Genomic DNA, 26,002 nt, shown 5'->3' with positions numbered 1-26,002 from the left:
GGGGGCTCAGGGCGTCGCCGGTGCCGTGGGCACCGGCGACGCCGGCATCACGCCGCTGTAGAAGTCGATCAGCGTGGGATCGGTCGACAGGATGATGGCGAGGAACACGAACAGGACCACCAGCGCGACCACCCCGGCGGTGAGCGGGATCCAGAACGCCATCCTCCGCCGGACGAGCTGCCAGACGGCGAGCCCGGTCGAGAGGGCCCACAGGCCGGTCATCGTCACGGTGCCCACGGTGATCAGCGTCCCGACGGCCGCAGCGGGCGTGAAGTCACCGAGTCCCTGACTCGAGTGCAGCAGCTGCATCGAGGTCGGGAAGGCCTGCAGGATGGCCACCGAGTACGACATCCCGAAGAAGCCGAACGCGATCAGCAGGATCGTGAGGGTGAGGTTCCACCGCGGCGCCGGAGGCCGACCGTGCGCAGCGTCCGGTGCGGCACCGGGATACGGAGACGTCGTGGGCGGAGGGGCCTGACGGTACGGAGCGCGCGTGGATTCCGGGGCCGACGGCTGCGTCGCCTCGTCGTCGACGGTGGGGTTGGGGCGGGCCGTGTCGAGCCGGTCGACGTCCTCCGGCGGCTTCCACACCCACCCGGGCGGGGCCAGCTCGCCGTACTGCGGCCGTGGCCGCTCGTCCGGCTTCGGGTCTTCGTCGGCCATGCAGGCCGCCTCCTTCGGGATACGCGAAGCGGCGGCCGGCCGAAGCCGACCGCCGCCGGGGGGATTACTTGCCGGAGTGTCCGGCCGAGCCGAGCTGCTGCGTGGCCTCGATGACGCGGGCGGCCATCGCCGTCTCGGCGACCTTGCCCCACGCGCGCGGGTCGTACAGCTTCTTGTTGCCGACCTCGCCGTCGACCTTCAGCACGCCGTCGTAGTTCGACAGCATGTAGCCGGCGATCGCGCGGGTGTAGGCGTACTGCGTGTCGGTGTCGATGTTCATCTTGATGACACCGTTGCGGACCGCCTCGGCGATCTCCTCGTCGGTCGAGCCCGAGCCGCCGTGGAAGACGAGGTCGAGCGGCTTCGGGCCGGTGCCGTACTTGGCGGCGAGGCCGTCCTGGATCTCCTTGAGGAGCTCCGGGCGCAGCTTGACGTTGCCCGGCTTGTAGACGCCGTGCACGTTGCCGAAGGTGAGCGCGGCCATGTAGCGGCCGTTCTCGCCGAGGCCGAGCGCCTCGACGGCCTTCTCCACGTCGGCGAGGGTCGTGTAGAGGGCCTCGTTGGAGCCCTCGTGGCGCACGCCGTCCTCCTCGCCGCCGACGACGCCGATCTCGACCTCGAGGATGGCGTTGATGGCCTTCGTGCGCTTGATCATCTCCTGCGCGATCTCGAGGTTCTCGTCCAGCGGCACCGCCGAGCCGTCCCACATGTGGGACTGGAAGATGGGGTTGCGGCCCGCACGGACCTCCTCCTCGGAAGCGGCGATGAGCGGCAGCACGAAGTCGTCGAGCGCGTTCTTCGGGCAGTGGTCGGTGTGCAGGGCGACCGTGATCGGGTAGTTCTTGGCGACCTCGGTCGCGAACTTCGCGAACGCGAGCGCGCCGGTCGCGCGGGCCTTCACGGTCTGGCCGGCGAAGTAGTCGGCGCCGCCGGTGGTCACCTGGATGATGCCGTCGCTGCCGGCCTCGGTGAGGCCCTGGAGCACCGCGTTGATCGTCGACGACGACGACACGTTGAACGCGGGATAGGCGAACCCGCCGGCCTTCGCTTTGTCGAGCATCTCTGCGTACTGGTCCGGCGTGGCGATGGGCATTGCAGCTCCTTGGGAATCAGGGTGTCGAACGGGTCTCATCATACCGACGACGCCCCGCGCCCGGCCGTGGGGTCGTGCGAACGCGCATCGGAGGTGAACGTTCGTGCGCATCCTGCCGCGTCTGCGCACGGCGTGGATACACTGGCAGCGTCGCCACGGGCGGCCTAGACAATGTCGTTCGATTCCGTCCGGGAGGACCCATCATGACCAGCACCGACACCGCATCCCTGTTCCTGCATCCTGACCGGAACCTGGCGATGGAACTGGTGAGAGCGACGGAGGCGGCCGCGATCCGCGCGACGCCGTGGATCGGCCGGGGCGAGAAGAACCTCGCCGATGGTGCGGCGGTGGACGCGATGCGCAAGTTCCTCGGCACGGTCAACTTCGACGGCCTGATCGTCATCGGCGAGGGCGAGAAGGACAACGCCCCGATGCTGTTCAACGGCGAGCACGTCGGCAACGGCCGCGGGCCGGCCTGCGACATCGCGGTCGACCCGATCGACGGAACGTCGCTGACCGCCGCGGGGCGCCAGAACGCGCTCTCCGTGATCGCGGTGTCGGACCGCGGCACCATGCTCGACGCGTCGAGCATCTTCTACATGTCGAAGATCGTCACCGGGCCGGAGGGCGCCGGGGTCGTCGACCTGTCGCAGTCGATCGGGGACAACATCCGGGAGCTGGCGAAGGCCAAGGGCAAGCCGGTCGGCGAGATCCGCGTGGCCGTGCTGGACCGGCCGCGGCACGCGGAGCTGATCGAGGAGATCCGCGCCGCGGGGGCCGGCACGCGTCTGTTGTTCGACGGTGACGTCGCCGGTGGCATCAACGCGGCCCGGTACGAGTCGCGCATCGACATGTGCGTCGGCGTCGGTGGAAGCCCCGAGGGCGTCATCACGGCCGCTGCCGTCAAGGCGCTCGGCGGGTTCATGCAGGGCAAGCTCGCCCCGAAGGACGACGCCGAGCGGGCCGGCGGCATCGCCGCGGGCCTCGACGTGGACCGGATCTACGGCGCGGACGACCTCGTGCAGGGCGACAACACGTTCTTCGTCGCGACCGGCGTGACCGATGGCGGTCTCGTCGAGGGTGTGCGCCGCAAGGGACCGATCATCCGCACCGAGTCGATCGTGCTGCGGTCGAAGTCGGGCACCATCCGCCGCGTCATCGCCGACCACCTCGCCGAGAAGTGGCTGGAGCCGGAGCAGCTGTAAGGGGGGCGTTCCCCGCACGCATTCGTGCCGAATGTCGACTCTGGTGGTACCAAAGTCGACATTCGGCACGAATGTTTCTGGGGAGTGTCGCGTCAGGCGGCGCCGGACTCCTCGTCCTCCGCGTCGCGCTCCTGCTCCTGCGCGTGCGCGCGCTCCTGCTCGTCGATCGCGAGCTTGTCGATGCCGTGCATGTCGCGCGGCTCGAGGTCGAGTTCGAGCTCGGTCGTCAGCTCGAAGGCGGTGAGCTCGCGGGGAGACTCCTCGATGCCCTCGATCACGCCGATGACCTTGGACTCGTCGAGGGCGCCCAGCTTGCGGGCGGCGGGGAAGACCTGGCGCTCGAACGAGCCGACGAAGCCGTTGTAGTCCTTGACCGTGCGCTCGATCGAGCGGCCGAGCTTCTCGATGTGGGTCGCGGTGCTGGCGAGCCGGCTGTAGAGGGTGCGGCTGAGGTCGAAGAGCTGCTTCGCCTCCTGGGTCAGCACATCCTGCTGCCAGCTGAACGCGACCGTCTTGAGCACCGACCACAGGGTGACGGGGGAGGCGAGCGCCACGCGCTTGCCGAACGCGAACTCCATGATCGACGGGTCCGCCTCCAGCGCCGACGAGACCAGCGACTCGCTCGGGATGAACGCGATGACGAGCTCGGGGGAGGACTCGAGGCCGGTCCAGTACGCCTTGCTGCCGAGCGCCGTGATGTGGTCGCGGACGGCCTTCACGTGCTGCTTCATGAGCGCCTGACGCTGCGCGCCCTCCGCACCGGTCGCCGTCGCCGGGATCTGGCTCGCCTCGAGGTACGCGTTGAACGGCACCTTCGCGTCGAGCGCGATGTTCTTGCCGCCGGGGAGGCGGACGATCATGTCGGGGCGGCCGGCGCCGGACTCCGAGTGGATGCTCGACTGCACGTCGAAGTCGACACGCTCCAGCAGGCCGGCGGCCTCCACGACGCTGCGCAGCTGGGTCTCGCCCCACACGCCGCGGGTGCTGTTGGAGCGGAGCGCCGAGGCGAGGGCCTCCGCGGTGCTGCGCAGCCGCTCCTCCGACTCCGCCGCCGTGCGCAGCTGCTGCGTCAGCTGACCGTGCTGCTCGCTGCGCTGCGACTCGAGCGCGACGACCTTGCGTTGCATGTCGGTGAGGCTCTCGCGCACCGGCGCGAGCGCCTGCAGGACCTTGCTCTCGGCGCGCTCGCGCTCGACCTGCGCCTGCGCCTCGGCGCGGTGGCGCTCGACCGTCTCGCGCTGCAACTCCTGCGCCGTGCGCAGCTGCTCCTCCAGCGCGTCGACGCGCGACTGCGCGCCCGCCAGGTCGGCGCGGATCTCCGCCTGGACGGCCTGCTCGGCCGCGCGCAGCTCCGCGAGGGCCGTGGTGTGCTGCGCCTCGATCACCGCCGGGTCGACGGCGGGGGCGGCCGGGGCGGAGTTCGCCGCGCGGTCGCGCAGCAGCTTCGCGACGGCGAAGCCGGCACCGACGGCGCCGACGACGAGGCCCAGGAGGAGACCGAGGAGCAGGGCGAGGATGTCCATGCCGCCAGTGTGACAGGGGGGTCCGACACTGGGGCGCTCCCGCGCGGCGGGTGCGGCTAACGGTCGGTGGCTGCCGGAGGAGTCGCGGTGCGGCGCGGCGGGATCAGGCCGCGGCGACCATCCCGATCCGGCCGACCCGGGCACCGGTGAGGGCGGAGAGGTCGTCGATCGTGGCGGCCTCGTGCCGCTTCGCCGCGTGGATGACGATGGCGGCGCACGCCTCGGCGTCGGCGAGGGCGTCGTGGTGGGCGAAGTCCTCGAAGCCGGCGGCCATCGCCGCGACCGGCAGGCGGTACGAGTCGAGGGAGTAGGTGTGGCGGGCGACCTGCAGGCTGCACAGGTAGCGGTACTCGGGGCAGGCGACGGCGGTCGCGGCGCACGCGGCCCGGATGACGCCCATGTCGAAGCCGGCGTTGTGGGCGACGAGGTGGTCGTCCTCCGCGAACTCGACGAGGTCGGCGAGCTGGTCCACCCATCCCGCAGCCCCGATGACGTCTTCGGGCTGGATGCCGTGGATGCGGACGTTCCACTCCTGGAAGTGGTCGTGCCCGAACGGCGGCTGGATGAGCCAGCCGACGCGGTCGACGACCCTGCCGTCCCTGACCTTCACCAGCCCGACGGAGCAGGCGGATGCCGCGGAGGAATTCGCGGTCTCGAAGTCGATGGCGGTGAAGTCCAGTGTCACGTCGTCATGCTCGCACGGCCCGCCGACACCGCCCGCGCACGGGGCGGGCGCGCCGCCGCATCGGCGACGCCCGATCTCGCCCCGACCTCCCGCGCGTACGATCGCAGCATGCGCCAGCGTCACGACCGAGACCTCCTCGCCGCCTCCTTCGACCGTGCCGCGGAGGTGTACGACGCCTCCCGTCCCGGGTACCCGGCCGAGGCCGTCGCCTGGATCGCCGAGGGCGTCGCGGGGGACGTGCTCGATCTCGGCGCGGGCACGGGCAAGCTCACGGCCTCGCTCGTCGAGGCCGGCCTGACCGTGACCGCCGTCGACCCGTCGCCCGAGATGCTGCGCGTGCTCGGCGAGCGGCTGCCCGGTGTGGAGGCGCGTCTCGGCACGGGGGAGAGCCTCCCGGTGGCCGACGCTTCCCAAGACCTGGTGGTCGCCGCGCAGGCGTGGCACTGGGTCGACACCGAGCGGGCCGTGCCCGAGGTGGCGCGCGTGCTGCGGCCCGGGGGCCGGCTCGGCCTGCTGTGGAACGACCGCGACGAGCGCGTCGACTGGGTGCGCCGCCTGGGCGAGCTGATCGGCGCGGGGGATGCGTACTCCGGCGACGAGGAGGAGCCCGTCGTCGGGCCTCCCTTCGGCGAGCTGGAGCGGCGCGACGTGCCGTGGACCCAGCGGCTCGACCTCGACGGGCTGCTCGACCTCGTGCGGTCGCGCAGCTACTTCATCACCAAGGACCCGGACGCGCAGGCGGCCGTCATCGCCTCCGTGCGGCGGCTGCACGCCGAGCATCCCGAGCTCGCCGGCGCGGCGACGATCGAGCTGCCGTATGTGACCCGGGCCTACCGGGCGGCCCTCGCGGGCTGAACGGCGGCCACCGCCCCGTAGAATGGACGACCGTGGCTCTCACTATCGGTATCGTCGGACTCCCCAACGTGGGCAAGTCCACCCTGTTCAACGCGCTGACCAAGAACGACGCGCTCGCCGCGAACTACCCGTTCGCGACCATCGAGCCGAACGTCGGCGTGGTGAACCTTCCCGACCCGCGGCTCGACAAGCTGGCCGAGGTCTTCGGGAGCGAGCGTATCCTCCCGGCGCCCGTGTCGTTCCTCGACATCGCCGGCATCGTGAAGGGCGCGAGCGAGGGTGAGGGTCTCGGCAACAAGTTCCTCGCCAACATCCGCGAGGCCGACGCCATCGCGCAGGTCGTCCGCGGCTTCAGCGACCCGGATGTCGTGCACGTCGCCGGCAAGGTCGACGCCGCCGGCGACATGGAGACCATCAACACCGAGCTCATCCTCGCCGACCTCCAGACCCTGGAGAAGGCGGAGGCGCGGTACGAGAAGGAGGTCAAGGGCCGCAAGCTGGAGCCGATCGTGCTCGAGACCGCCCGCGAGGCCGCCGCGTACCTCAACGAGGGCAAGCCGCTGTCGACCTCCAGCATCGACCTCGAGCCCATCAAGGAGCTCGGCCTGCTGACCGCGAAGCCCTTCATCTACGTCTTCAACGTGGACGAGGACGTGCTCACCGACGACTCCCGCCGTGCCGCGCTCGCCGCGCTGGTCGCCCCGGCCCAGGCCGTCTTCCTCGACGCCAAGCTCGAGTCCGAGCTCATCGACCTGGACGCCGCCGACGCCGCCGAGCTGCTCGCCTCCACCGGCCAGACCGAGAGCGGCCTCGACCAGCTCGCCCGCATCGGCTTCGACACCCTCGGCCTGCAGACCTACCTCACCGCCGGCCCCAAGGAGTCGCGCGCCTGGACCATCCCGAAGGGCGCCAAGGCCCCGCAGGCCGCCGGCGTCATCCACACCGACTTCGAGAAGGGCTTCATCAAGGCCGAGGTCATCTCGTTCGACGACCTCGTCGAGGCCGGCTCCGTCGCCGAGGCCCGCTCCCGCGGCAAGGCCCGCATGGAGGGCAAGGACTACGTCATGCAGGACGGGGATGTGGTGGAGTTTCGATTCAACGTGTAGGCGGTCCGGGCCTCGCGCCCGCTCGTCGCTGACGGAGGAGATCCCGGCCGGTACCCGGTCGGATCCCCTCCGTTACCTGTTTCTACCCGGCGCGTCGCCGGTGATCTCCTCCGTTGCCGACGGTAAAACTCGATAGGTCAGCTGTAGCTTTCGTTGAGGGGGTGTGTCCATGACCGAGTATCTCGACGAACTCGTCGGCGCCGATCTCGCACAGGTGTGGTTTGTGCGCGACTACCTGCAGCTGATCTTCGAGAACGATCGGGAATCACTTTCGCTCCAGTGCTACGTGTGGCCTCAGGTCCAGACCGAGGCCGCTCAGATCCAATTCGGGGATGCCGGCTATCGGGACTCTCTATGCGCTGCAATCGGTCAGCGAGTGTCGGGCGTGACCTCGAGCCGCGGAATCGCGATCAGTCTCGCCGATCGGACTTTCTCGCTCATGCCCAACGCAGACGAGCTCGTCGGACCCGAAATAGCCATGCTTCATTCACCCGGAAGCGGGAGTGACTGGATGGTCTGGCGTCCGGGGGAAGAGTCGTTCGAGTACCTCGCATGAACCGTGACGTTGTGAGTTCCGGTTCACTGCGTAGGCATCCCGGCATTCACCACCCCAGCGACCCCGGCGCCCCCTTGAAGGGCCCGACGACGGCGCTCGTGATCCAGCCGCCGTAGAAGTCTCCGGGCTGCGGCGTGACGACCTCGCCGTCGACCGTGCACTCGTCCATCTGCTGTGCGTAGACGGCGACGCGGTCTCGGAGCAGCTCGTACCCGGGCGACGGATGCGGGTAGTTCCACGCGCATGCGGACCGCGCCTCGCCTCCGCCGCGCACGTCGAGATAGCGCGCGGCGCCTTTGAACTCGCAGAACGACGAACCGTCGGCGTCAGCCAGCGCGTCGGCTGCGAAGTCCGCGATCGGGAGGTAGTAAACCGGTGGGTGGCTGGTCTCGAGCACCCGGACGACATCTCGGGTGTCGACGATGAGCTGCCCGCCCAGGCGGATCGTGACGGTTGCGGGGACGCGCTCGATGCGCGGCGGCCTCGGGTAGTCCCACACGGACTCCTGTCCCGGTCCTGGGGTCTCGGGGCGCGGTCGGGGCACCTGTTCACCCTACGCCGGTGGTGATTCACTGGAGTATGGCCGCCTCCCCGATGTTCCCGCTCGGCTCCGTGCTGTTCCCCAGCGTGCCCATCCCGCTGCGGGTGTTCGAGCCGCGGTATCTCACGTTGGTCGGCCGATTGCTCGACGAGGTCGAACCGGATTTCGAGTTCGGCGTCGTCCTCATCGAGCGCGGGTCCGAAGCCGGGGGCGGCGACCAGCGCGCCTCGGTCGGGACGATGGCGCGACTCGTGAGCGCCGCCGCGGGCGCCGACGACCTGCTCATCGTCGGCGTGGGGACCCGGCGGTTCACGGTCGAGCGTTGGGCCGACGAGGACCCGTATCCCCGGGCCGAGCTCTCCATGCTGCCGGACCTCGAGTGGTCCGAGGCGCTCGCACCACTGCGGACCGAAGCCGAAGCGGTTGTCCGCCGCTCGATCGCCCGCGTCGCGGAGCCGCGCGCGGAGGCCGATGTCGAGCTGTCGGACGATCCCGTCGAAGCAGCGTGGCAACTGGCAGCGATCGCCCCGCTGGGCGAGTACGACAGGTACACCCTGCTGCGGTCGACATCGATGGGAGGCCTCCTGCGTCAGGTGATCGACCTGACCTTGGAGGCTGAGGAGCTCTGGTCCGCTGAGTGAGGCCGCGGACCATCGGACGCCACCTCTGGTCGTGCCTGGCGGAGGAGATCCCGGCCGGTTTCAGCTCTGATCTCCTCCGTTACCTGTTCCTGCGCGGCGCGTCGCCACAGAACTCCTCCGTTCCCGTCACTTACTGCCCGACGACCCCGCCGCTGTGCACCAGCCGCACCTCCACACCCGCATCCCCGCGGATCGCCGGGTTGGTGCGGGCGATCGCGAGGGCGGCATCCAGGTCCGGCGCTTCGATGACGTAGACACCCGCCACCGCGACGGGCGCGTCGACGAACGGCCCCTCGGTCACGCCGCTCTCGCGCACGGAGCGGGCGAGGTCGCGCGGGGTGAAAGCGTAGGCGGTACGAAGGGCGCCGGAGTCGGCCAGGGCATCGCCGTGGGAATTCGGCTCCTCCAGATCCTCCTCGGTCGCGTCCAGGCGGTGTGCGGAATCGCCCGTGTAGATGAGGACGGCGTACTGAGGCATGGTGGGTGTCCCTTCGACGACGGTGACGTTACCCGTGGCAGGGCGGCTCCGCCACCCGCGGACGGGTGGGCCGCTCGAACGGACGTGCCCTCGACGCTACGCTGATGGCATGGGGGATGTTATGAAGAAACCAGTGGTCATTGCCGTCGTCATCGGACTGACGGCATTTCTGGCCGGTTGTGCGCCGATGGACACCTCGGCCGGGGAGCCGACGTCGAGCCCGGTCCGATCGTCGTCGCCGGATCCCGCGCCGTCCGAAACGGCGACGTCGACACCCGTGGCCGACTACACGGTCCTCGGGTTCGATGCGCAGAGTCTCTGGAATCAATGCCAGGAGGGGGTCGTCGCGCAGAACCAATGGATGGAGGAGACCCATCCCGGGATCACGACCATCCAGCCCCTCACGCCCGACGGCGTCCGCGACGCTCAGGACCGTGGCCGCGTGCAGGTCGTCGCGCCCTCGGCCGTGCTGCAGGACGGCAAGCCGCTCGCCATCTGGATCTGCGAATTCTCCGGCGAGCCGGCGTCGCCCCACCTCGAGTACGCGTCGATCTCCGATCGGTGACGCGAGGAGGTTACCGGCCCATCCCGTAGCGGGGGATCGCCGCCGCCGGAACGGTCACCGCCCGGCCGGCTACCCGCCGTACTTCGCGTGGACGACGATCGGGGTGCCGTTCGCGGAGCAGATCTGACCGACGAGCGCGTCGGCGGCGGTGAAATCGCCGAGGGGAGCGTGGGTGAAGCCGCCGGGATGGTCGCCGTCCCCGGTGAGCCACTCGGCGAGCTGCGGGATGGAGGGGCCGAGCAGGCCCGCCTTCTCCGGGTGCGCCTGCGCGGTGGCGGCGAGAGCGGACAGGTCGGTCTTCGCTTTCGCGGTCTGCTCGCTCCACTGCGCGTCGGTCACGTCGCCGGCATCGTGACCTGCATCGGCATTGGTGTACGCCTCCGTGATCGACGACAGCGTGGCGCACTGGGTCGTGGTGGTGCGGTCCGGTGCGAACGGCCGCGGGCTGAAACGGAGGTCGGCGGTGAGGCGCGAATCGGCGGGAACCCACACGTCGATCCGCAGGTGCGTCCCCGGCGCGACGGCGGTCACATCGAAGTCGAACGACTGTGCGCCGCCACACGCCCCGGAACGGGAGTCGACGCCGGTCGCGGGGGAGATGGTGTAGAGGCCGCCGAGGCACGAGAAGTCGACGTGCAGCGACTTCGCTCCCGTCGGAAGCACCAGGTCCGCTGTCGCGGGGCCCTCGTGATAGAGCTGGGCGGTGGGCCAATCGGCGGTGGACACCGGAGTCGGCGTGGACGTCGACGCGCTGCGGGCAGCGGTGCAACCGCTCAGCGCCGCGGTCGAGATCGCTGCGATTGCGATGGTGGTCGTCCAGCGTGAGATGCGCATGATCGTGGTCCCCTCCACACGGTGATACGGATGAGGACATCCTGCCGCATCCCGCTGCCCGCACGCGTCGCCGCCGCGCGGGCGTCTGCGGCGCGTCGGGACGTTTGCGGTGCGGCACGCGGGGCGCCGCGCAGCGCGCCTCACCACCGCCGCTTGATCGCGCCCTTCGGGCCGGCGACCAGGCTCGCCTCCGGCACGTCCTCCGCGACGACGGTCCCGGCGGCGATCACGGAGTCGCGGCCGATCGTGACGCCGGGGAGGATGGTGGCGCCGGCCCCGATCCAGACGTTCTCCTCGACGACGATGGGGCCGCCCGTGAGCCAGACGCGGCGGTCGTCGGTGTCGACGGGATGGCCGACGGTGATGAAGGTGACCTTCGGGGCGATCATGACGCGCTCGGCGAGACGGATGCCGGCGTAGTCGAGGAAGGTGCAGTTCTGGTTGATGAAGACGCGCTCGGCGAGCTCCAGGTTCAGCCCGTGGTCGGTGAAGAACGGCGGGTAGATGGTGGTCTTCGCCGGCACCGGGCGGCCGAGGATCCGCTCGAACAGCTCGGCCTTGCCCGCGTCGTCGTCGAACGGGAGGACGTTGAGCCGCGAGGTCAGTGCGGTCGCCTCCAGGACCCGCTCCGACATCGCCTGGAACTCGGGACTGTGGATGCGCATGAGGAGGTCGCCGGGCATGCGCCCATGCTGCCACCGATGTCCCCGCTGCCGGACCAGGGGCGCCGTGGGTCGCCACTGCTGCTCCGAGTGCGGTCGCTCGGGACGATTGCGGCGCGGCGCGCGCGGGCAATCGTCCCGGGGCGCAGCAGTCGCCATTCGGCGCCACCGATGTCGCCGCCTCCCGCTACGCTTCCGGCATGTCCATCGAAGTGCTGCCGGCGACGGGTCGCTGGGATGATTTCGCGACGTTCATGGTGCCGCGCAAACCCGGGGGCGGGGGATGCGTGTGCATGTCGTACCGGGATGCGCGGCTCGACATGCCCGCCCGCATCGAGTACATGCACGCGGAGTGCGAGACCGAGCCGGGGCCGGGGGTGCTGGCATACCTCGACGGCGAGGTCGCGGGCTGGTGCTCGGTGGCGCCGAAGTCGACGTACCGGCGGCTGCTGAACTCCCGCACCATCCCGCATCTGGACGAGGAACTCGACCCGTGGTCGATCGTGTGCTTCGTGGTGCGGGGCGGGTTCCGCAAGCGCGGCGTGATGCACCAGCTGCTCGACGGGGCGGTGGAGCACGCGCGGGCGTCGGGCGCGACGATCGTCGAGGGCTACCCGGTCGACACGGGCGGCGAGAAAGTGGATGTGATCAGCGGCTACGTCGGAACGGTGGCGCTGTTCGAGAAGCACGGCTTCGAGCGGTACGCCGAGACGAACGCGCACTCCGGGGGAGCGGACCGCTGGGTGATGCGGCGGACGTTGCGCTGACGTCCGCTCGGTTAAACACGACCACCGCCGACCCGGGAGGGCTGGCGGAAGTCGGTGCCGGACGAGGCCGGCGGGGCGGGGATCACCCCGCCGTGACCCGGCGGCGGTAGACGGCCATCGCGACGGCGTAGGCGACGACCAGGATGCCGACGCACCAGGCGAGGGCGACCCAGATGTCGCTGCCGACCGGCTGGCCGGCGAACAGGGCGCGGATCGAGTTGACGATGGACGTGACGGGCTGGTTCTCGGCGAACCACCGGACGGGGCCGGGCATGCTCTCGGTCGGGACGAAGGCCGAGCTGATGAACGGCAGGAAGATGATCGGGTAGGCGAACGCTCCTGCGCCGTCCACGGTCTTCGCCGACAGTCCGGCGATGACGGCGATCCAGGTGAGTGCCAGGCTGAACAGCAGCAGGATGCCGGCGACGCCGAGCCAGGCGAGCACGCTCGCCCCGGTGCGGAATCCGACCAGCAGGGAGACGAGCACGACCAGCACGACCGAGATCATCGTCGAGACGAGGGACGTGATCACGTGCGCCCAGAGCACGCTCGACCGGGCGATCGGCATGGACTGGAAGCGCTCGAAGATCCCGCCCTGCAGATCCATGAACAGCCGGTACGCGGTGTACGAGATGGCCGTCGCGACCGTGATCAGCATGATCCCGGGCAGGAGGTAGTCGACGTACGAGCCGGAGAACGAGCCGGTGTCGATCGCGCCGCCGAAGACGAACACGAACAGCAGCATGAACGCGATCGGCATGAGCGCGGTGGTGATGATGGTGTCGAGGCTGCGCGTGATGTGGCGCATGGACCGTCCGGTGAGGACGGTGGTGTCGCTGAAGAATGTCGCGGTGGACATCATGACTCCTTCGAGGTCGTGCCATCGCCGACGATGGCGAGGAAGACGTCCTCCAGGCTGGGCTGCTTCTCGACGTACTCGACCTCGGCCGGCGGAAGCAGCTGCTTCAGCTCGGCCAGGGTGCCGTTCGCGATGATGCGGCCCTCGTGGAGGATGGCGATGCGGTCGGCGAGCTGCTCGGCCTCATCCAGGTACTGCGTGGTGAGCAGCACCGTGGTGCCGCGGCCGGCGAGCTCCTTCACGGCCTCCCAGACCTCGATCCGCGCCTGCGGGTCGAGACCGGTGGTGGGCTCGTCGAGGAAGATCACCGGCGGATCGCCGATCAGGCTCATGGCGATGTCGAGCCGGCGGCGCATGCCGCCCGAGTAGGTCGCGACCTTGCGGGAGCCGGCCTCGGTGAGCGAGAAGCGGGCGAGCAGCGCGTCTGCGATCGCTGCCGGCTTCTTCCGGTGCCGCAGCTGGGCGACGAGGATGAGGTTCTCGCGCCCGGTGAGGATCTCGTCGACGGCCGCGAACTGGCCCGTCAGGCTGATCGAGTCGCGCGCCTCGGCGGGCTTGGTGGCGACGTCGAAGCCGTTGACGACGGCCTTCCCGGCGTCGCCCTTGAGCAACGTCGAGAGGATCTTGACCGCCGTCGTCTTGCCCGCGCCGTTGGAGCCGAGCAGGGCGAAGATGCTGCCGTGCTCGACGTCGAAGTCGACGCCGCGGAGGACGCTGAGCTTCTTGTAGGACTTCTCGAGGCCCCGGACCTGGATGGCCGGGCCGCGCTCGACGGTCTGCGTGGTCATTCCTCCGCCTCCTGCTTCGTCTCGGCCGCCTCGACGGCGGCGTTCAGACGGGCGCGCTCCTTGTCGATCCAGCGCTTGCCCGTGTAGGCCTCGGCGAACGCCTCCGCGAACTCGACCGGGTCCTCCCCGACGATGTCGCGGACGGGGGTGCCGTCGGTCGCGGCGCGCTCCCAGAGGTCGACGAAGTCGCCCATCATCGTGACGAGGGTGTCGCCGTCCTCGACGCCGCCGTTGTACATGAAGTACCGCTGCACGGCCTTCGCGACGGCGTTGTAGGGCTCGGGCAGGGCCTCCAGCCGTGCCCGGTACAGCCGGTACTGCTTCTTCTGCTCGAGCGATCCGGTGATCGCCTCGACCCATTTGGCCGCCATGTCAGTTCTCCCCTTCGTGTCGGAGCTGTTCCAGTCGTTCTGCGAGGAAGCTCCACGTCCTCCAGAACTCGTCGAGGTACTCGTGTCCCGCGGTGTTCAGCGAGTACACCTTGCGCGGCGGGCCCTTCTCGGACGGGACCTTCTCCACGTCCACGAGGCCGCGCTGCTCGATGCGCACGAGGAGCGCGTAGATCGTGCCCTCGGCGATGTCGGTGAAGCCCTGATCCCGCAGCCACGAGGTGATCTCGTAGCCGTACGCGGGCCGGGCCTGGAGGATGGCGAGGACGATGCCCTCGAGGGTCCCCTTGAGCATCTCGGTCGCTTGCTTGCTCATGGACTCTCCTTCCGGCTACTCAGTGTTGCTTGGTACTGGTAGATAGTAACGCCGAGTACCGGTAGATAGCAACACTGAATAGTGAGGAGGTTCCGCAGCCGGCGTCAGGAGTCGTGCAGGATCGAGCGGATCGCCTGGAGCGCGCGCTCCGGCTCTCCGTCGACCGTCGGCACGAAGTGGACTCCGGGCCGCTGCTCCGCCATCGCGAGCAGGTCGGCGTAGAGCGCCTCGATCGGCTCCGCGGCCGGCAGGCGCTGGAGCACGGCAGCGTCGCGGTGTCGGGGATCGTCGGACGCGGACCGTGCGGCGAACCGTGCCGACGCCTCCGCCGGATCGCCGACGAGCACGATCTCCACGAACCCCGCCTGCGCCGCGTGCGCGGCCGCGGCGAGTTCGTCCGCGAATTCCGGCCGCCGCAGGAACTGCGGCACGACGACATCGTGCCCTGCGGTCAGGTGCGCATCGATCATGGCGAGCGCGATGCGGCGCGCGGCCGTCCCGGAGGCTTCGGGATCGTCCGACCAGCGCCCCAGCGCGCCGCGCACGGAGTCGATGTCGAGGGCGAGCGCGAGCGGGCGATCCTCGACCAGCAGCGCAGCGAGCGTCGACTTGCCGGAGGCCGGAGCGCCGTTGATCAGGATGAGCCTGGCCATCCACCGACGATATCCGAGGCGGTCCCCGCCGTCACTCCCGCACGTGCGCTCCACGCCGCCGGGGCACGGTGCGCCCGTCGTGCAGCTCGATCACGCGGTCGGCGCGCGCCATCAGGAGCGGGTCGTGCGTGGTGACCACGGCCGCGACGCCGGAGTCGTGCACCAGCTCGACGAGCAGATCCATCATCGCCGCGCCGGTCACGCTGTCGAGCTGACCGGTCGGCTCGTCGGCGAGCAGGACCTGCGGGCGGGCCGCGAGCGCGCGGGCGATGCCGACGCGCTGCTGCTGGCCGCCGGAGAGCTCGGACGGTCGCTGGGCGGCGTGCCCGCTCAGCCCGACACGGTCGAGCAGGTCGGCCACCCGTGCGTCGCGCTCGGCCGGCTCGACGCCGAGGAGTCGCAGCGGGACCTCCACGTTCTCCGCTGCCGACAGCACCGGGACGAGGCCGAACGCCTGGAAGACGAAGCCGAGGCGCGTCCGCCGCGCGGCGACGAGTTGCGACTCGGTCGCGGTCGTGAGGTCGAGACCGCCGAGGGTGACCGTTCCGGTGGTCGGCATGTCCAGACCGCCGAGCACGTTGAGGAGGGTCGTCTTGCCGGAGCCGGACCGGCCGCGGACGACGAGCAGCTCGCCCGGGTGCACCTCCAGCGAGACCGCTTCGAGCGCCGTGACGTTGCCGGCCGCGGTCGTGAAGACGCGCCCGACCCCCTCGGCCCGCAGGAGCGGCCGGAGCGCGGTGTCGTCGACCTGTCCCGGCATCTCAGCGCTGGTCATCGTGGCTCCCGTCGTCCTCGCGGTCCTGGTGCGGGAAGACCCCGACGTGGTCGGACTCGAGTGCGAGGCGCACCCGATCGCGCATCGAGAGCGCGCTGAGGTACTCGGGGGGCAGCTGGAGGCGCCCGACCCGGTCCAGCACCGCGAACTCCTCGGCGACGGTGTGCTCGTCCCCGCTCTCGGTCCGCCCGGTGCGCCGCAGCACCTCCGTGGAGGTGCGGCCGTCGCGGATCTGAATGGTCCGCGCGACGTGCTCCGACACCGCGGGGTCGTGCGTGACGATGAGGGTCGTGACGCCGAGCTCGCGGTTGACGCCGCGCATCGCCTCCAGCACGTCCGCCGAGGTGTGCTCATCGAGTTCACCCGTCGGCTCGTCGGCGAGCAGCACGGCGGGCTCGTTCGCCAGTCCGACGGCGATGGCGACGCGCTGCTGCTCGCCGCCGGACATCTCGGCGGGCCGGCGGTCGGCGCAGTGCGACACCTCCAGCAGGTCCAGGAGGTCGCGGCTGCGCTCGACCCGGTCGGGACGGCGCGCCAGCGACATGGTGAGCGCGATGTTCTCGCGGGCCGTGAGGTAGGGGAGGAGGTTGCGTGAGGTCTGCTGCCAGACGAAGCCGACCGTGCGGCGTCGGTAGTCGACGCGCTGCCTGGCGGTCAGCGCGAGCAGGTCGCGGCCGGCGACGGAGGCGGCGCCGGCGGTGGGCTTGTCGAGCCCGGAGAGGATTCCGAGCAGCGTGGACTTGCCCGAGCCGGAGGCGCCGACGATCGCCACGAGCTCGCCGCCGCGGACGCGCAGGTTGAGGCCCTGCAGCGCCTGCACCTCCACGCCCTCGGCGGTGAAGATGCGGACGAGGTCGGAGCATTCGATGCCCGCGTCCGGGCGGTCATGCGGCATGACGGTCATTCTTCCCCTCCTACCCGCAGCACGGCGGCCGGAGAGCGGCGGCGTGCGACGGCGAGCGCGATGAGTGTGACGGCGACGGTCGAGAGGGCGAAGCCTCCCGCCGCCAGAGCGATGAGCCCGGGGTCGATGACGACCTCCGGTGCGATCGGGCCGCCCGTGAACCCGCTGAGGTCGATCGGGGCGAGCACGATCGCCGGCAGAGCGATGCCGACCAGGACGCCGGCGACGATCCCGACGATCAGGAGCGGCCCGAGCTCCCAGCCGAGCAGGGCCGCGGTCTGGCGGGAGGTGTAGCCGATGGTGCGCAGGGTGGCGACCAGCCGGGTGCGCGCGGCGGTGCCGATCACGAGCGCGAGCAGGAGGGCGCCGACGCACATCAGTGCCGACAGGGCGATGGACAGCAGCGCGACGGTCTCGAGCCCGGCCACGAGCGGCGCCTGACGCAAGGCCGTCTGCTCGAGCCGGGCGTCACCGATGGTCGCGCCGTCGCCCGCGATGGCGGCGAGTTCGCGGTGGACCGTTCCCGGATCGGCGCCGGGGGCGAGGGCGACCAGCACGGTCTGGGGCGCGCCGGTGATCTCCGCGGAGGCGGGCAGGGCCGTGCGGTCGATGATCGCCCACTGGCTGTCCCGGATGTAGATGCCCGGCGCGAAGGAGAACTCGGTGACGCCGAGATGGACGGCGGTGCGTCCGTAGAGGATGGCGCTCGTCACCGGGATCGCCGGATCGAAGCCGCCGATGACGGCGCCGGTGCGGGCGGAGTCCTTCTGCGGGAGCGCAGCCGAGACGCGTGCGGACTCCGGGATGCCCGACTGCACCCGGGCGAGCTCGACCGGGTCGACCAGGTATCCCGACAGCTCGCCGCCCTGCGATCCGGCCTGCACGCGCACGCCGCCCGCCCACTCGACCACGGCGCTCGCTGCGACGCCCGGTGCGGTGCGCAGGCCCTTCACCTGGGCGTCGCTGAACGTCGTCGGCGCGGTCACGCTGAGGTCGGCGCCGACGCGGGCGAGCGCGCCCGTCTCGATGCCGGAGCGCTCGGTGCTGAGCACGCTCGCGGAGAACACCGCGATCGCGACGCCGAGCACCACGGCGAAGACCGGCCAGAGACCGCCCGAGCGGGCACGGAGGGCGCCCGCCGCGCCCAGATAGGCTACCGGGCCGCGGCGCCGGCGCAGGGAGCGGGCCAGCCACGCCAGGGGGAGGGGATAGACGCGGAGGACGATCACGCAGGCGGCGAGGGCGATCAGCACCGGCGTGACCGCCAGGAGCGGGTCGACGCCGAGCCCGGCATCCCGCGGGGCGAGCCCGCGCTGGAAGAGGGCGGCCACCCCGAGAGCGGCGAGCCCGACGACGAGGACCTCCAGCACCCAGCCCCAGCGGCGGCGGACGGCGTGCTCGCTCCGGAGGTCGTCGCCCGGGCCGAGCCGCCCGGCGGCGACGGCGCAGAGGGCGGGAGGCGCGAGTGCGCAGAGCACCGCGAGCGCGACGGGCAGCGCGATCGTGTCGACACCAGGAGTCAGGAGCAGCGCGGCCGTCAGTCCCAGGGCCGCGGCCGGAACGGAGACGACGGCGGTGTCGACGGCGAGACCGAGTCGCAGGCGGGCCGGGGAGGCGCCGCGAGCCGCCAGCAGCGCGAGCGTCTCGCGCCGGCGCCCGAGCAGCAGCCGCACTCCGAGCACGAGGACCGCGAACGCGACGCCGATCGGGCCAGCGGCCAGGATGGCGAAGAGCGTGTTCGCGGGCTGCGCGCGGGTGACGTAGTCGTCGAGCGTGCGGTCGAGGGAGGTGGAGAACCGCAGCGCCGTCGGGGTGCCGTCGAAGGTCGCAGGGGGCGGACTGGACAGGAAGCGGGCGAGCGACGAGCGCACGGCATCCAAGCGGTCCACCGAGAATGCCGCGGGGGAGACGGGGAGCCAGGCCTGCGTGGAGGTCGCGGTGAAGAGGGGCGCTATGCGCGTCCAGGAGTCCGGATCGACCCAGGCGACCGCGCGGTAGAGCTTGCCCGCGTCGCCGAGGTCGGCGTAGCTGCCGTGCGCCCGGAGCGTTCCGAGCGCCCAGAGGTCGGAGCCGGACGCCCGCGGGTGCACCGTGCCGCTGAGCCGGAGCCGGAAGGAGCCGGTCGAGAACGCGGTGCGGGTCTCGCCGACCTTCCAGCCGAGCAGCGTCGCGGCCTCCGTCGCCATGACGACGTCGATCGTCGTGCCCTCGGCGGGGGTGCCGCTCGCTGTCGTGCTCGGCAGGGCAGCCGGCCACGTGCCGGCATCGAGCGTGGCCGACTCCCGCAGACGCTGGTACGCCTCCACGTCGGTGACGTACTGCGTGTTCCCCGCCGCCCCGGCCGGACCCTCGGTGGCGACGTCGTCGCTCCGCGCGGCGAAATCGCCGGGGAGCGTGACCGCCGAGAGCGCCGGGAGCATGCCCGAGCGCGCGGCGGCGAGCGCGGCCGGCATCCCGTTCCACACGGCGGCGGGATCGGCGGCGCCGGTGGACGGCGTGGCCGACATCGACGACATCCCCGTCACTACCGACGTGAGCAGGTCGCGGTTGGCCGGGGTCGCCTCCTCGACGCGGTAGTGCAGCTCGTCGCCGAGGAGGCCGTCCGCGAAGCGCGGCCAGGCCGACACCGCCGTCGTCGCGATCAGCACGACGACGCCGAGCAGGGCGAGGCCACCGCGGGAGGCGGCGAACGCCCGCGCCGCGAGCGCGGGAGCGGAGAGGAGGGAGCGCCGGCTCATCGCGTCTCCGCCCGGTACGAGGTGTCGGCGGTCTGGCGCCGGACGGCGCGTCCGTAGAGCCACAGGACGACGGCCACCGCGACGGCCAGCGCACCGATCGCGACCGCCAGCCCGATCGGGTCGAGCCGTCCTTGCACGGAGAGCGTGCTCGGTGCGGTGACGACCGACAGGCGGGCGAGGGCGTTCCCGGCCAGGAGGAAGACGGCCAGGCCGCCGACCACGCCGACCAGGGCGGCGCCGAGCACGACTCCGGCGAGTTCGCGTCGCCGCGCGGACACCTGCTGCCGCGAACCGACGCCGACGGCGCGCAGCACGACCACCTCGGCACGTCTGTCGCGGAGGGCCGACAGGGCAGCGGCCGCGACGGCCACCACCGCGAGGAGCGCGCATCCCGCCGCTCCCAGCCACAGCGCGGCGACGGCGCTCGCCATGAAGCGCGCGACGAAGGCGCCCGACGCATCGGTGACGACGGCGTCGGCACCGCCCGCCTGCTGTGCAGCGTGGGCCACCCGCTGCGGGTCGGGCGTGGCGAGCCAGATCGAGCCCAGTCGCGGGACGGTCGGGGCGGTGCGGAGCATCTGGTCGTCGAGCGCGCGGAGGTCGACGAGGACGGCGCTCTGGTCGGAGGTCCCGGGAACGGCGGCGACGACGCCCGCGACCGTGCCCTGGAGGGTCGCCCACGGCGAGTCGAGTTCGATGCGTGCGCCGGTATCGAGCCCGGCAGCGTCTGCGGTCGCCCGGGTGACGATCACCGGGACGTCGCCGCCCGACCCGGGGAGCAGGCGCACCGCCTCGTCGCTGCCGGCGGGCACGAGCGGGGAGTCGAAACCGAGGGCGCCTGCCGTGCCGTTCGTCACGGTGAACGCGGACCCGAAGGCCGCAGACGCCGGCTTCCAGCCGCTCGTCGTGAGCGGCCCTCCCGCATCCACGTCGGTGATCCGGACCTGGACCGGGACGGCGGTCGCGCCGGTGTCGAGGTGGGTGTCCACGGCGACGAGCGACCACGGGCCGCCGTCCGGGATGGCGGCGGAGACCCGCCCGGGTGCGCCTCCCGCGACCGGTGCCGCTGACAGCGGGGCGACGGCGCCGTTCCCGTCGCTCACCCAGAACGTCAGCCGAACGGCCGGCGCGGGGACCCCGCCTCCGGGAACCGTCGCGGTCACGACCGCTGCGATGGTGTGCGCGCCGTCGCCGAGCGCCACACCTCGCAGCGGATCCTGGGCCGTCAGCTGCTGAGCGGCGGCACGCGGCGCGAACATGTAGGCGCCCACGTCGACCAGCGTGGGCAGCGCGCGGGCGGGTGCGGCGACCAGGGTCACGTCCTCCTGACCGAGCGTCGCGTCCGTCACGAGCGCGGGAGCGGCGGTCGATACGGTCGGGATGTCGGCGAACCGGTCGGTCGGCGGGAGGTCCCCGGCCCCGCGCACGCTGCCCGCGACACCGAGGTCCACCCGCACGTCCGCCCCCGCCACCAGCCGCGACGAGTCGTGGAGGAAGCCGGACCACGTCCCGACGTACCCCGCCGCGAAAGTGGCGGCGCCGACCGCGAGCACGACGAGCGCGACCGGGGCGGCGACCAGCTGGACGCCGCGGCTCACCTGCCGGGCGGGCAGCACCGCCGCGAGGCCCCTGCGACGCGCGGCCAGCCGTTCGACGCCGGCGGCGACGGGTCCGAGCGCGACCAGTGCGGCGACCACCACGGCGCAGAGCACGGCTGCGGGGGCGACGGTGCCGACCGGGTCGACCCTCCCGTCCGCATCCGGCGCGCCGTAGGAGAGGAACCGCCAGAGCGTCACTCCAGCGGCCGCCAGCGCGAGCACGCCGAGGGTGAGGGAGGCGGCCGAACGCACCCGGCCCGACTCCACCTGCCCGGGAGCGGAGTCGGCCGACCGTGCGGTGACGGCGGTCACGACCGCGGTGGCCGCGACGGCGACCACGAGCACCGCCGCGGCCGGCACGATCGCCGCGAGCACGGCCTCCGGGAGCCCGGTGGCGGAGCCCGCTCCGGTGGTTGCGAGCACGGCGAGCGCGAGTGCAGCGCCGATCGCGGTGGCGATGAGCGCGACGAGCGCGGACTCGGCAGCATCGGCGCGCACCAGCGTGCCCACTGTCGCCCCGCGGGCGCGCAGCACCCGGGTCTCGCCGAGCCGGGACCGGGCCAGCAGCCGCGCCAGGAGGACGAGCGAGATGGTCGAGCAGACGGCGAGCAGCGCGAGCGGCACGGGAAGGACGGCGGCCAGGGCGCCGACGGACTGCTGCATGTCTGCCACGGTCGCGGCGGCCTGCCCGAGAGGCGTGAACGGCCCCGACGCCGCCTCGGAGTCGGTCAGGGCACCGACGGCATCGGTGTAGCCGGTCCGGAGGCGCGGGAGGTCCGCCGCCGTCACGCGCGACGCGTCGGGCGTGACGACCCACTGCGCCGTCACCGAGGTGGTGACCGCGGTGAGGAGGCCCGAGTTGCCGATCAGGCGTCCATCGGTGCCGCCGGTCCCGGCGGTGACGCCGAGCCAGGCGGGCGCAGCGGCATCCTTCGGCGCCCAGATCCCGGAGACGACGACACCGACCGTGCCGGCATCGGCGGTCAGCGGCAGCCGTGCGCCGACCTCCAGGCCGGCCGCGCGGGCCAGGGCGGCGTCGACGGCGACCTCGGAGTCCCCCTTTGGCCACGTCCCGGAACGCAGGTCGGCGCGCGCACGCAGGTCCGCCGCATCGGTCAGGAGCAGCGCGGTCCGGTCGCCGCCGATCGCGACGGACGCGGCGAAGGCGGTCCGGTCGACCGTCACCGGCGCCGCCCGGAACTGCCGGGCGAGGACGGATCGCACGGTACGGTCCTGAGCGCGTGCATCGTCCGGATCGAGCGCCGACTGGTACGCCTCCGCGACGGTCGCCGCGGGCCCGGCCTCGATGCTCTGGCGCACCGCGAGCGTCGGCGAGCGCACGGCCAGCCCCGCCATGGTGCAGGCGAGGAAGGCGATCACGACGACCGTCAGAGCAGTCGCCGCGAGAACGCCCGCCTGCGCGCGCGAACGCTGCGGCCAGAACGCACGGATGCGTCCCTCCGTCCGAGCCCCCACGCGCATCCCCTCACCGTATCGCGACGGGGACGGTGTTTTTGTGCGCGTGCGCGCGGGGCGGCGACGATCGTACCGCGGTCAGGCGCCTCGGCCGACGACCTCGTCCACGAACCCGGCGACCGTCGACCCGATCAGCTCCCGCACCGCCGCCGCGCCGAGAGGCGACGACTTCAGGGTCTTCATGCCGTGGTCGGCGCCCGGAACGGCGACAACCCGGACCCCGTCCCGGGCCGCCGCCTCGGCCGCCACCGTCTCGGCCGTCCCGAACGTGTCACGGTCTCCTTGGAGTACCAGCACCGGCACGTCCGGGAGCAGCAGCTCGTCGAGGCGCGACTTCTCGGGTCGCCCCGGCGGGTGCAGCGGGAAGGCGAGGCAGACGACTCCGGCGGCGCCGAGCTCCGTCGCGGTGCGGCAGGCGACCCGGGCGCCGGCGCTGCGACCGCCGACGAACAGCGGGAGGCCCGCCGCGAGGTCCGCCACGACCGGTGCCGTCTCGCGCCACGCGATGTCCAGCGCCTCGGGACGGGAGGCGACGCGCTTGCCGGCGACCCGCCAGGGCTGCTCGTAGCGGGCGACGGAGATGCCGGACGCGGGCAGGGCGTGCGCGAGCGCGTCCAGGTCGACGGCGTCGATGCCGCCGCCGGCGCCGTGGCCGAGCCAGAGCAGTGCGCGCGGAGCGTCCGCCGCCGCGACCACGAGGCGACCCGGACCGAGCGAGGTGGGGGCGGTGATGTCCATCCCTTCGACGGTACCCGGTCCGCGCTGTGGCGGCGCGGATAGGCTTGTCGCGTCGGAGGCGTGCGCACGGGCACGCGGCGTCGGGAGGCCGGAATGCGTTTCGAAGAGCTCGTCGGCGTGGAGCTGCCGCTGGTGCTGGGCCCGTTCGGCGGCCTCTCCTCCGTGGAGCTGACCACGGCCGTCAGCGCGGCGGGCGGCCTCGGATCGTTCGGGCTCTACGGCTTCACGGCCGACCGCATCCGGGCGACCGCTGCGGCCCTCCGCTCCCGGACGGACCGCCCGTTCGCCCTCAACCTGTGGCTCCCGCTCGAGCTGCCGGGGGAGCACCCGGTCGAGCGGGAGGAGTACGCGCGGTACGTCGAGGCGCTCGGTGCCCTGTTCGACGCGGCGGGTGCGGAGCGCCCTGCGTGGCCGATCGCGCTGCCGCCGTCGTTCGACGAGCAGATCGAGGCGGCGCTCGCGGCCGCGCCCGCCGTGCTGAGCTTCATCTTCGGCGTGCCGCCGGCGGAGATCGTCGAGGCCGCCCACGACCGCGGGATCGTCGTGATCGGGACGGCCACCACGGTCGCCGAGGCGCGTGCGCTCGCGTCCGGCGGGGTGGATGCGGTCGTCGCGTCGGGCTCCGAGTCGGCCGGGCACCGCCCCTCCTTTCTGGCCCCGGCGGAAGACAGCCTCGTCGGCGGTCTCGCGCTCGTGCCGCAGGTGGTGGACACCGTGGAGGTGCCGGTGATCGCGGCAGGTGGCATCGCCGATCGGCGCGGTGTCGCGGCAGCGTTCGCCCTCGGCGCGGACGCCGTACAGGTCGGGACGGCCTTCCTCGCCACCCGGCAGTCGGCCGCCCCGGAGGCGCACCGCGCGCGCATCCGCACGGCCGAGGCCTCGGACACCGTCCTGACCCGCGCCATGAGCGGGCGGCTGGCGCGGGGTCTGCGCAACCGCGCGGTCCGCGAGATCGAGGAGGGCGGCACGATCGCGCCCTTCCCGGTGCAGAACGCGCTCACCGGGGTGTTCCGCCGGACGGCGGGCGAGCGCGGAGACGACGAGCTGCTGTCGCTGTGGATGGGGCAGAGCGCGGCGCTCGCCCGGCACGACGACGCCGCGGAGGTGCTGGCCGAGCTGGCTCGGGGCCTCCCGGACCGCTCGCGCTGACCCGACCCGATGCTCCGCTCAGGCCGCCGCGCCCGCCGCGCGCCCGCCCGGCCGCACGAACACCAGCAGCCCCAGGTGCACGACGGCCAGGCCGGTCGCGACGGCGACGGCGGTGAGCCAGCTCCCGCCGGTGGTCCCGCCGCTGAAGAGCAGCCCGAGGAGTGTGGTGGCGACGATCGCGCCGACATAACGCGAGGTCTGGAAGATGCCCGCCGCGACCCCGCTGTCCTCCGGCCGCGCCGACGCGTAGAGGGCCTGGTTCATCGAGATGCTGACGACGCAGTAGGGGATGCCGAGCGCGGCGGTCAGCACCAGCACGACCCACGGCGCGGTCGAGACCGTGGCGACACCGAGCAGGGCCGCGCCGACGATCAGCGACGACGCGCCCCAGAGCAGGGTCCGGCGCAGCCCGACCCGCTCGATCGCCCGGGCCGCCAGGGGCGTCGCGACGATCGTGACCGCGGCCAGCGGGAACATCAGGAGGCCCGCGATGCCGGCCGGGTACCCCGCGTGCGCCTGCAGGTACTGCGGGAGGCCGAAGAACGCCGAGTAGTAGACGACGCTGAAGATGGCGAAGCAGAGGTACACCATCATCAGCCGGCGGTTCGCAGCGAGCAGGCGCAGGTCGAGGAACGGGTGCCGGGTGCGCAGCTCCCGCCAGACGAACGCCGCGCCGGCCGCAGCGAAGATCGGCAGCAGCCACCAGAGCGGCGCGGGGGAGAGGTCGAGCAGGAACACGAGCAGCGCGGTCAGCGTCGTGACGAAGAGCAGGATGCCCGGGATGTCCGACTCGGCCAGAGTGCGCGACAGCGGCACGCGCTCCCGCTCGGCGTCCCGCGGCGCGAACACCCACACCCCGACGAACGCGAGCGCGGCGAGCGGCACGTTCACCCAGAAGATCGACTGCCAGCCGAGGAAGGTGACGAGCGCCCCGCCGAGCACGGGGCCGATCGCGGCGCCGGACGTGTTGGCGATCTGGAGGCGTCCCAGCAGCCGCGGGGTGCCGACGTCCGTCCCGGCGGAGAGCGGCCGCAACATGGCGATGGCGGAGGGGAAGGCGGTCGCCGTCCCGATCGCCAGGGCGACCCGGCCGGCGCAGACGGCGGCGAAGGACTGCACGAACGGCGTGACGGCGCAGGCGATCGCAACGACGATCATCCCGAACAGGAACAGCCGGCGCGGCCCGAACCGGTCGGCGAGCCGCCCCATGAGCGGCTGCCCCGCCGCAGAGGCCAGATAGAAGGAGGTGATCACCCAGGTGACCGTCGTCACATCCACCCGGAAGTCGCGCTGCAGCGACACCAGCGCGACCGCGATCATCGACGAGTTGAGCGGGTTGAGCACCGTCCCGACGCTGAGCGCGGCGACGGCGGCGCCCACCCGGCTCCCGCGCGGTCGGGGGTCCGGGGCAGGGGAGGTCACCCGTCCAGCCTAATCAGGCGTCG

At 72.2% G+C, this 26,002-nt stretch carries 27 protein-coding genes; 8 read left to right on the top strand and 19 right to left on the bottom strand.

Going from position 1 to position 26,002, the window contains the following annotated elements:
• Nucleotides 1-6: 6 nt before the first annotated feature.
• Both FHX33_RS08565 and fbaA read right to left on the bottom strand, forming a co-directional pair.
• Complete coding sequence (locus FHX33_RS08565; RefSeq protein ID WP_021765777.1) at nt 7-663, bottom strand: DUF6264 family protein; 657 nt, start codon at nt 661-663, stop codon at nt 7-9.
• 64 nt (nt 664-727) lie between these two features.
• The gene (gene fbaA, locus FHX33_RS08560; protein ID WP_021765778.1) at nt 728-1,756 is read right to left on the bottom strand and encodes a class II fructose-bisphosphate aldolase; all 1,029 of its coding nucleotides are present in this window, start codon (nt 1,754-1,756) and stop codon (nt 728-730) included.
• Nucleotides 1,757-1,959: 203 nt separating this feature from the next.
• On the opposite strand from fbaA, the gene glpX reads away from it, so the two are divergent.
• Complete coding sequence (glpX, locus tag FHX33_RS08555) at nt 1,960-2,961, top strand: class II fructose-bisphosphatase (protein ID WP_021765779.1); 1,002 nt, start codon at nt 1,960-1,962, stop codon at nt 2,959-2,961.
• A 92-nt stretch (nt 2,962-3,053) separates the two neighbouring features.
• Here glpX and FHX33_RS08550 read toward each other — a convergent pair whose 3' ends face one another.
• Together FHX33_RS08550 and FHX33_RS08545 are read right to left on the bottom strand one after the other, a co-directional pair.
• Nucleotides 3,054-4,484, bottom strand: a complete 1,431-nt coding sequence (locus FHX33_RS08550; RefSeq protein WP_183428349.1) for a DNA recombination protein RmuC — start codon at nt 4,482-4,484, stop codon at nt 3,054-3,056.
• A 103-nt stretch (nt 4,485-4,587) separates the two neighbouring features.
• Nucleotides 4,588-5,169, bottom strand: a complete 582-nt coding sequence (locus FHX33_RS08545) for an exonuclease domain-containing protein (protein WP_021764862.1) — start codon at nt 5,167-5,169, stop codon at nt 4,588-4,590.
• A 6-nt stretch (nt 5,170-5,175) separates the two neighbouring features.
• Between FHX33_RS08545 and FHX33_RS08540 the strand changes: the two genes are divergently transcribed.
• The 3 genes from FHX33_RS08540 to FHX33_RS08530 all read left to right on the top strand — a co-directional run bounded on the left by FHX33_RS08540 (nt 5,176) and on the right by FHX33_RS08530 (nt 7,686).
• A complete protein-coding gene (locus FHX33_RS08540) occupies nt 5,176-6,024 on the top strand; it encodes a class I SAM-dependent methyltransferase (RefSeq protein ID WP_246396888.1) in 849 nt (282 codons plus the stop codon).
• A 32-nt stretch (nt 6,025-6,056) separates the two neighbouring features.
• On the top strand, nt 6,057-7,130 hold the full coding sequence (gene ychF, locus FHX33_RS08535) for a redox-regulated ATPase YchF (protein WP_021764238.1): 1,074 nt from the start codon (nt 6,057-6,059) through the stop codon (nt 7,128-7,130).
• Nucleotides 7,131-7,299: 169 nt separating this feature from the next.
• Nucleotides 7,300-7,686 (top strand): hypothetical protein, encoded by a 387-nt coding sequence (locus FHX33_RS08530; protein ID WP_021764239.1) that lies wholly within the window; start codon nt 7,300-7,302, stop codon nt 7,684-7,686.
• Between the two features lie 46 nt (nt 7,687-7,732).
• Here FHX33_RS08530 and FHX33_RS08525 read toward each other — a convergent pair whose 3' ends face one another.
• Nucleotides 7,733-8,230, bottom strand: a complete 498-nt coding sequence (locus FHX33_RS08525) for a DUF427 domain-containing protein (RefSeq protein ID WP_039923143.1) — start codon at nt 8,228-8,230, stop codon at nt 7,733-7,735.
• A gap of 50 nt (nt 8,231-8,280) precedes the next feature.
• Here FHX33_RS08525 and FHX33_RS08520 point away from each other — a divergent pair, with 50 nt between their 5' ends.
• Entirely contained in the window at nt 8,281-8,868 is a 588-nt protein-coding gene (locus FHX33_RS08520; RefSeq protein WP_183428442.1) for an LON peptidase substrate-binding domain-containing protein, read from the top strand.
• Between the two features lie 130 nt (nt 8,869-8,998).
• Here the strand turns inward: FHX33_RS08520 and FHX33_RS08515 are convergent, their stop codons facing one another.
• On the bottom strand, nt 8,999-9,346 hold the full coding sequence (locus tag FHX33_RS08515) for a YciI family protein (RefSeq protein ID WP_021764242.1): 348 nt from the start codon (nt 9,344-9,346) through the stop codon (nt 8,999-9,001).
• 121 nt (nt 9,347-9,467) lie between these two features.
• Between FHX33_RS08515 and FHX33_RS08510 the strand changes: the two genes are divergently transcribed.
• Nucleotides 9,468-9,911, top strand: coding sequence for a hypothetical protein (locus FHX33_RS08510; RefSeq protein WP_183428348.1), 444 nt, complete (start codon nt 9,468-9,470; stop codon nt 9,909-9,911).
• 69 nt (nt 9,912-9,980) lie between these two features.
• Here the strand turns inward: FHX33_RS08510 and FHX33_RS08505 are convergent, their stop codons facing one another.
• Nucleotides 9,981-10,745 (bottom strand): hypothetical protein, encoded by a 765-nt coding sequence (locus FHX33_RS08505; RefSeq protein ID WP_155829075.1) that lies wholly within the window; start codon nt 10,743-10,745, stop codon nt 9,981-9,983.
• A gap of 140 nt (nt 10,746-10,885) precedes the next feature.
• Nucleotides 10,886-11,428, bottom strand: a complete 543-nt coding sequence (locus FHX33_RS08500) for a sugar O-acetyltransferase (RefSeq protein ID WP_021765165.1) — start codon at nt 11,426-11,428, stop codon at nt 10,886-10,888.
• Nucleotides 11,429-11,607: 179 nt separating this feature from the next.
• On the opposite strand from FHX33_RS08500, the gene FHX33_RS08495 reads away from it, so the two are divergent.
• Entirely contained in the window at nt 11,608-12,174 is a 567-nt protein-coding gene (locus tag FHX33_RS08495; protein WP_021765166.1) for a GNAT family N-acetyltransferase, read from the top strand.
• An 82-nt stretch (nt 12,175-12,256) separates the two neighbouring features.
• Here the strand turns inward: FHX33_RS08495 and FHX33_RS08490 are convergent, their stop codons facing one another.
• The 10 genes from FHX33_RS08490 to FHX33_RS08445 all read right to left on the bottom strand — a co-directional run bounded on the left by FHX33_RS08490 (nt 12,257) and on the right by FHX33_RS08445 (nt 23,408).
• On the bottom strand, nt 12,257-13,033 hold the full coding sequence (locus FHX33_RS08490) for an ABC transporter permease (RefSeq protein WP_039923850.1): 777 nt from the start codon (nt 13,031-13,033) through the stop codon (nt 12,257-12,259).
• Nucleotides 13,033-13,821 carry an ABC transporter ATP-binding protein gene (locus FHX33_RS08485; RefSeq protein ID WP_021765168.1) on the bottom strand — a complete coding sequence of 263 codons (789 nt, stop codon included), beginning with the start codon at nt 13,819-13,821 and terminating at the stop codon, nt 13,033-13,035. Before FHX33_RS08485 ends, FHX33_RS08490 begins: the two co-directional genes overlap by 1 nt.
• Complete coding sequence (locus FHX33_RS08480) at nt 13,818-14,192, bottom strand: DUF1048 domain-containing protein (RefSeq protein WP_021765169.1); 375 nt, start codon at nt 14,190-14,192, stop codon at nt 13,818-13,820. Before FHX33_RS08480 ends, FHX33_RS08485 begins: the two co-directional genes overlap by 4 nt.
• A gap of 1 nt (nt 14,193) precedes the next feature.
• Complete coding sequence (locus FHX33_RS08475; protein WP_021765170.1) at nt 14,194-14,526, bottom strand: PadR family transcriptional regulator; 333 nt, start codon at nt 14,524-14,526, stop codon at nt 14,194-14,196.
• 104 nt (nt 14,527-14,630) lie between these two features.
• The gene (locus FHX33_RS08470; RefSeq protein ID WP_021765171.1) at nt 14,631-15,179 is read right to left on the bottom strand and encodes an AAA family ATPase; all 549 of its coding nucleotides are present in this window, start codon (nt 15,177-15,179) and stop codon (nt 14,631-14,633) included.
• Nucleotides 15,180-15,210: 31 nt separating this feature from the next.
• Nucleotides 15,211-15,954 (bottom strand): ABC transporter ATP-binding protein, encoded by a 744-nt coding sequence (locus FHX33_RS08465; protein ID WP_183428347.1) that lies wholly within the window; start codon nt 15,952-15,954, stop codon nt 15,211-15,213.
• Complete coding sequence (locus tag FHX33_RS08460; RefSeq protein WP_021762980.1) at nt 15,941-16,858, bottom strand: ABC transporter ATP-binding protein; 918 nt, start codon at nt 16,856-16,858, stop codon at nt 15,941-15,943. Before FHX33_RS08460 ends, FHX33_RS08465 begins: the two co-directional genes overlap by 14 nt.
• The gene (locus FHX33_RS08455) at nt 16,855-19,596 is read right to left on the bottom strand and encodes an ABC transporter permease (protein WP_183428346.1); all 2,742 of its coding nucleotides are present in this window, start codon (nt 19,594-19,596) and stop codon (nt 16,855-16,857) included. Before FHX33_RS08455 ends, FHX33_RS08460 begins: the two co-directional genes overlap by 4 nt.
• Nucleotides 19,593-22,676, bottom strand: a complete 3,084-nt coding sequence (locus tag FHX33_RS08450; protein ID WP_183428345.1) for an FtsX-like permease family protein — start codon at nt 22,674-22,676, stop codon at nt 19,593-19,595. The genes FHX33_RS08455 and FHX33_RS08450 overlap by 4 nt, the downstream gene beginning before the upstream one ends.
• Before the next feature lie 72 nt (nt 22,677-22,748).
• Complete coding sequence (locus FHX33_RS08445) at nt 22,749-23,408, bottom strand: alpha/beta hydrolase family protein (protein WP_183428344.1); 660 nt, start codon at nt 23,406-23,408, stop codon at nt 22,749-22,751.
• 93 nt (nt 23,409-23,501) lie between these two features.
• On the opposite strand from FHX33_RS08445, the gene FHX33_RS08440 reads away from it, so the two are divergent.
• The gene (locus FHX33_RS08440; RefSeq protein WP_183428343.1) at nt 23,502-24,557 is read left to right on the top strand and encodes an NAD(P)H-dependent flavin oxidoreductase; all 1,056 of its coding nucleotides are present in this window, start codon (nt 23,502-23,504) and stop codon (nt 24,555-24,557) included.
• A gap of 18 nt (nt 24,558-24,575) precedes the next feature.
• Here FHX33_RS08440 and FHX33_RS08435 read toward each other — a convergent pair whose 3' ends face one another.
• Nucleotides 24,576-25,979: an MFS transporter gene (locus FHX33_RS08435; RefSeq protein WP_183428342.1), complete on the bottom strand. Its 1,404-nt coding sequence runs from the start codon at nt 25,977-25,979 to the stop codon at nt 24,576-24,578.
• Nucleotides 25,980-26,002 lie beyond the last annotated feature (23 nt).

Source organism: Leifsonia aquatica (genome assembly GCF_014190775.1).
In the GTDB taxonomy this organism is placed as follows: domain Bacteria; phylum Actinomycetota; class Actinomycetes; order Actinomycetales; family Microbacteriaceae; genus Leifsonia; species Leifsonia aquatica.
This window is presented reverse-complemented; position numbering and strand designations above follow the sequence as displayed.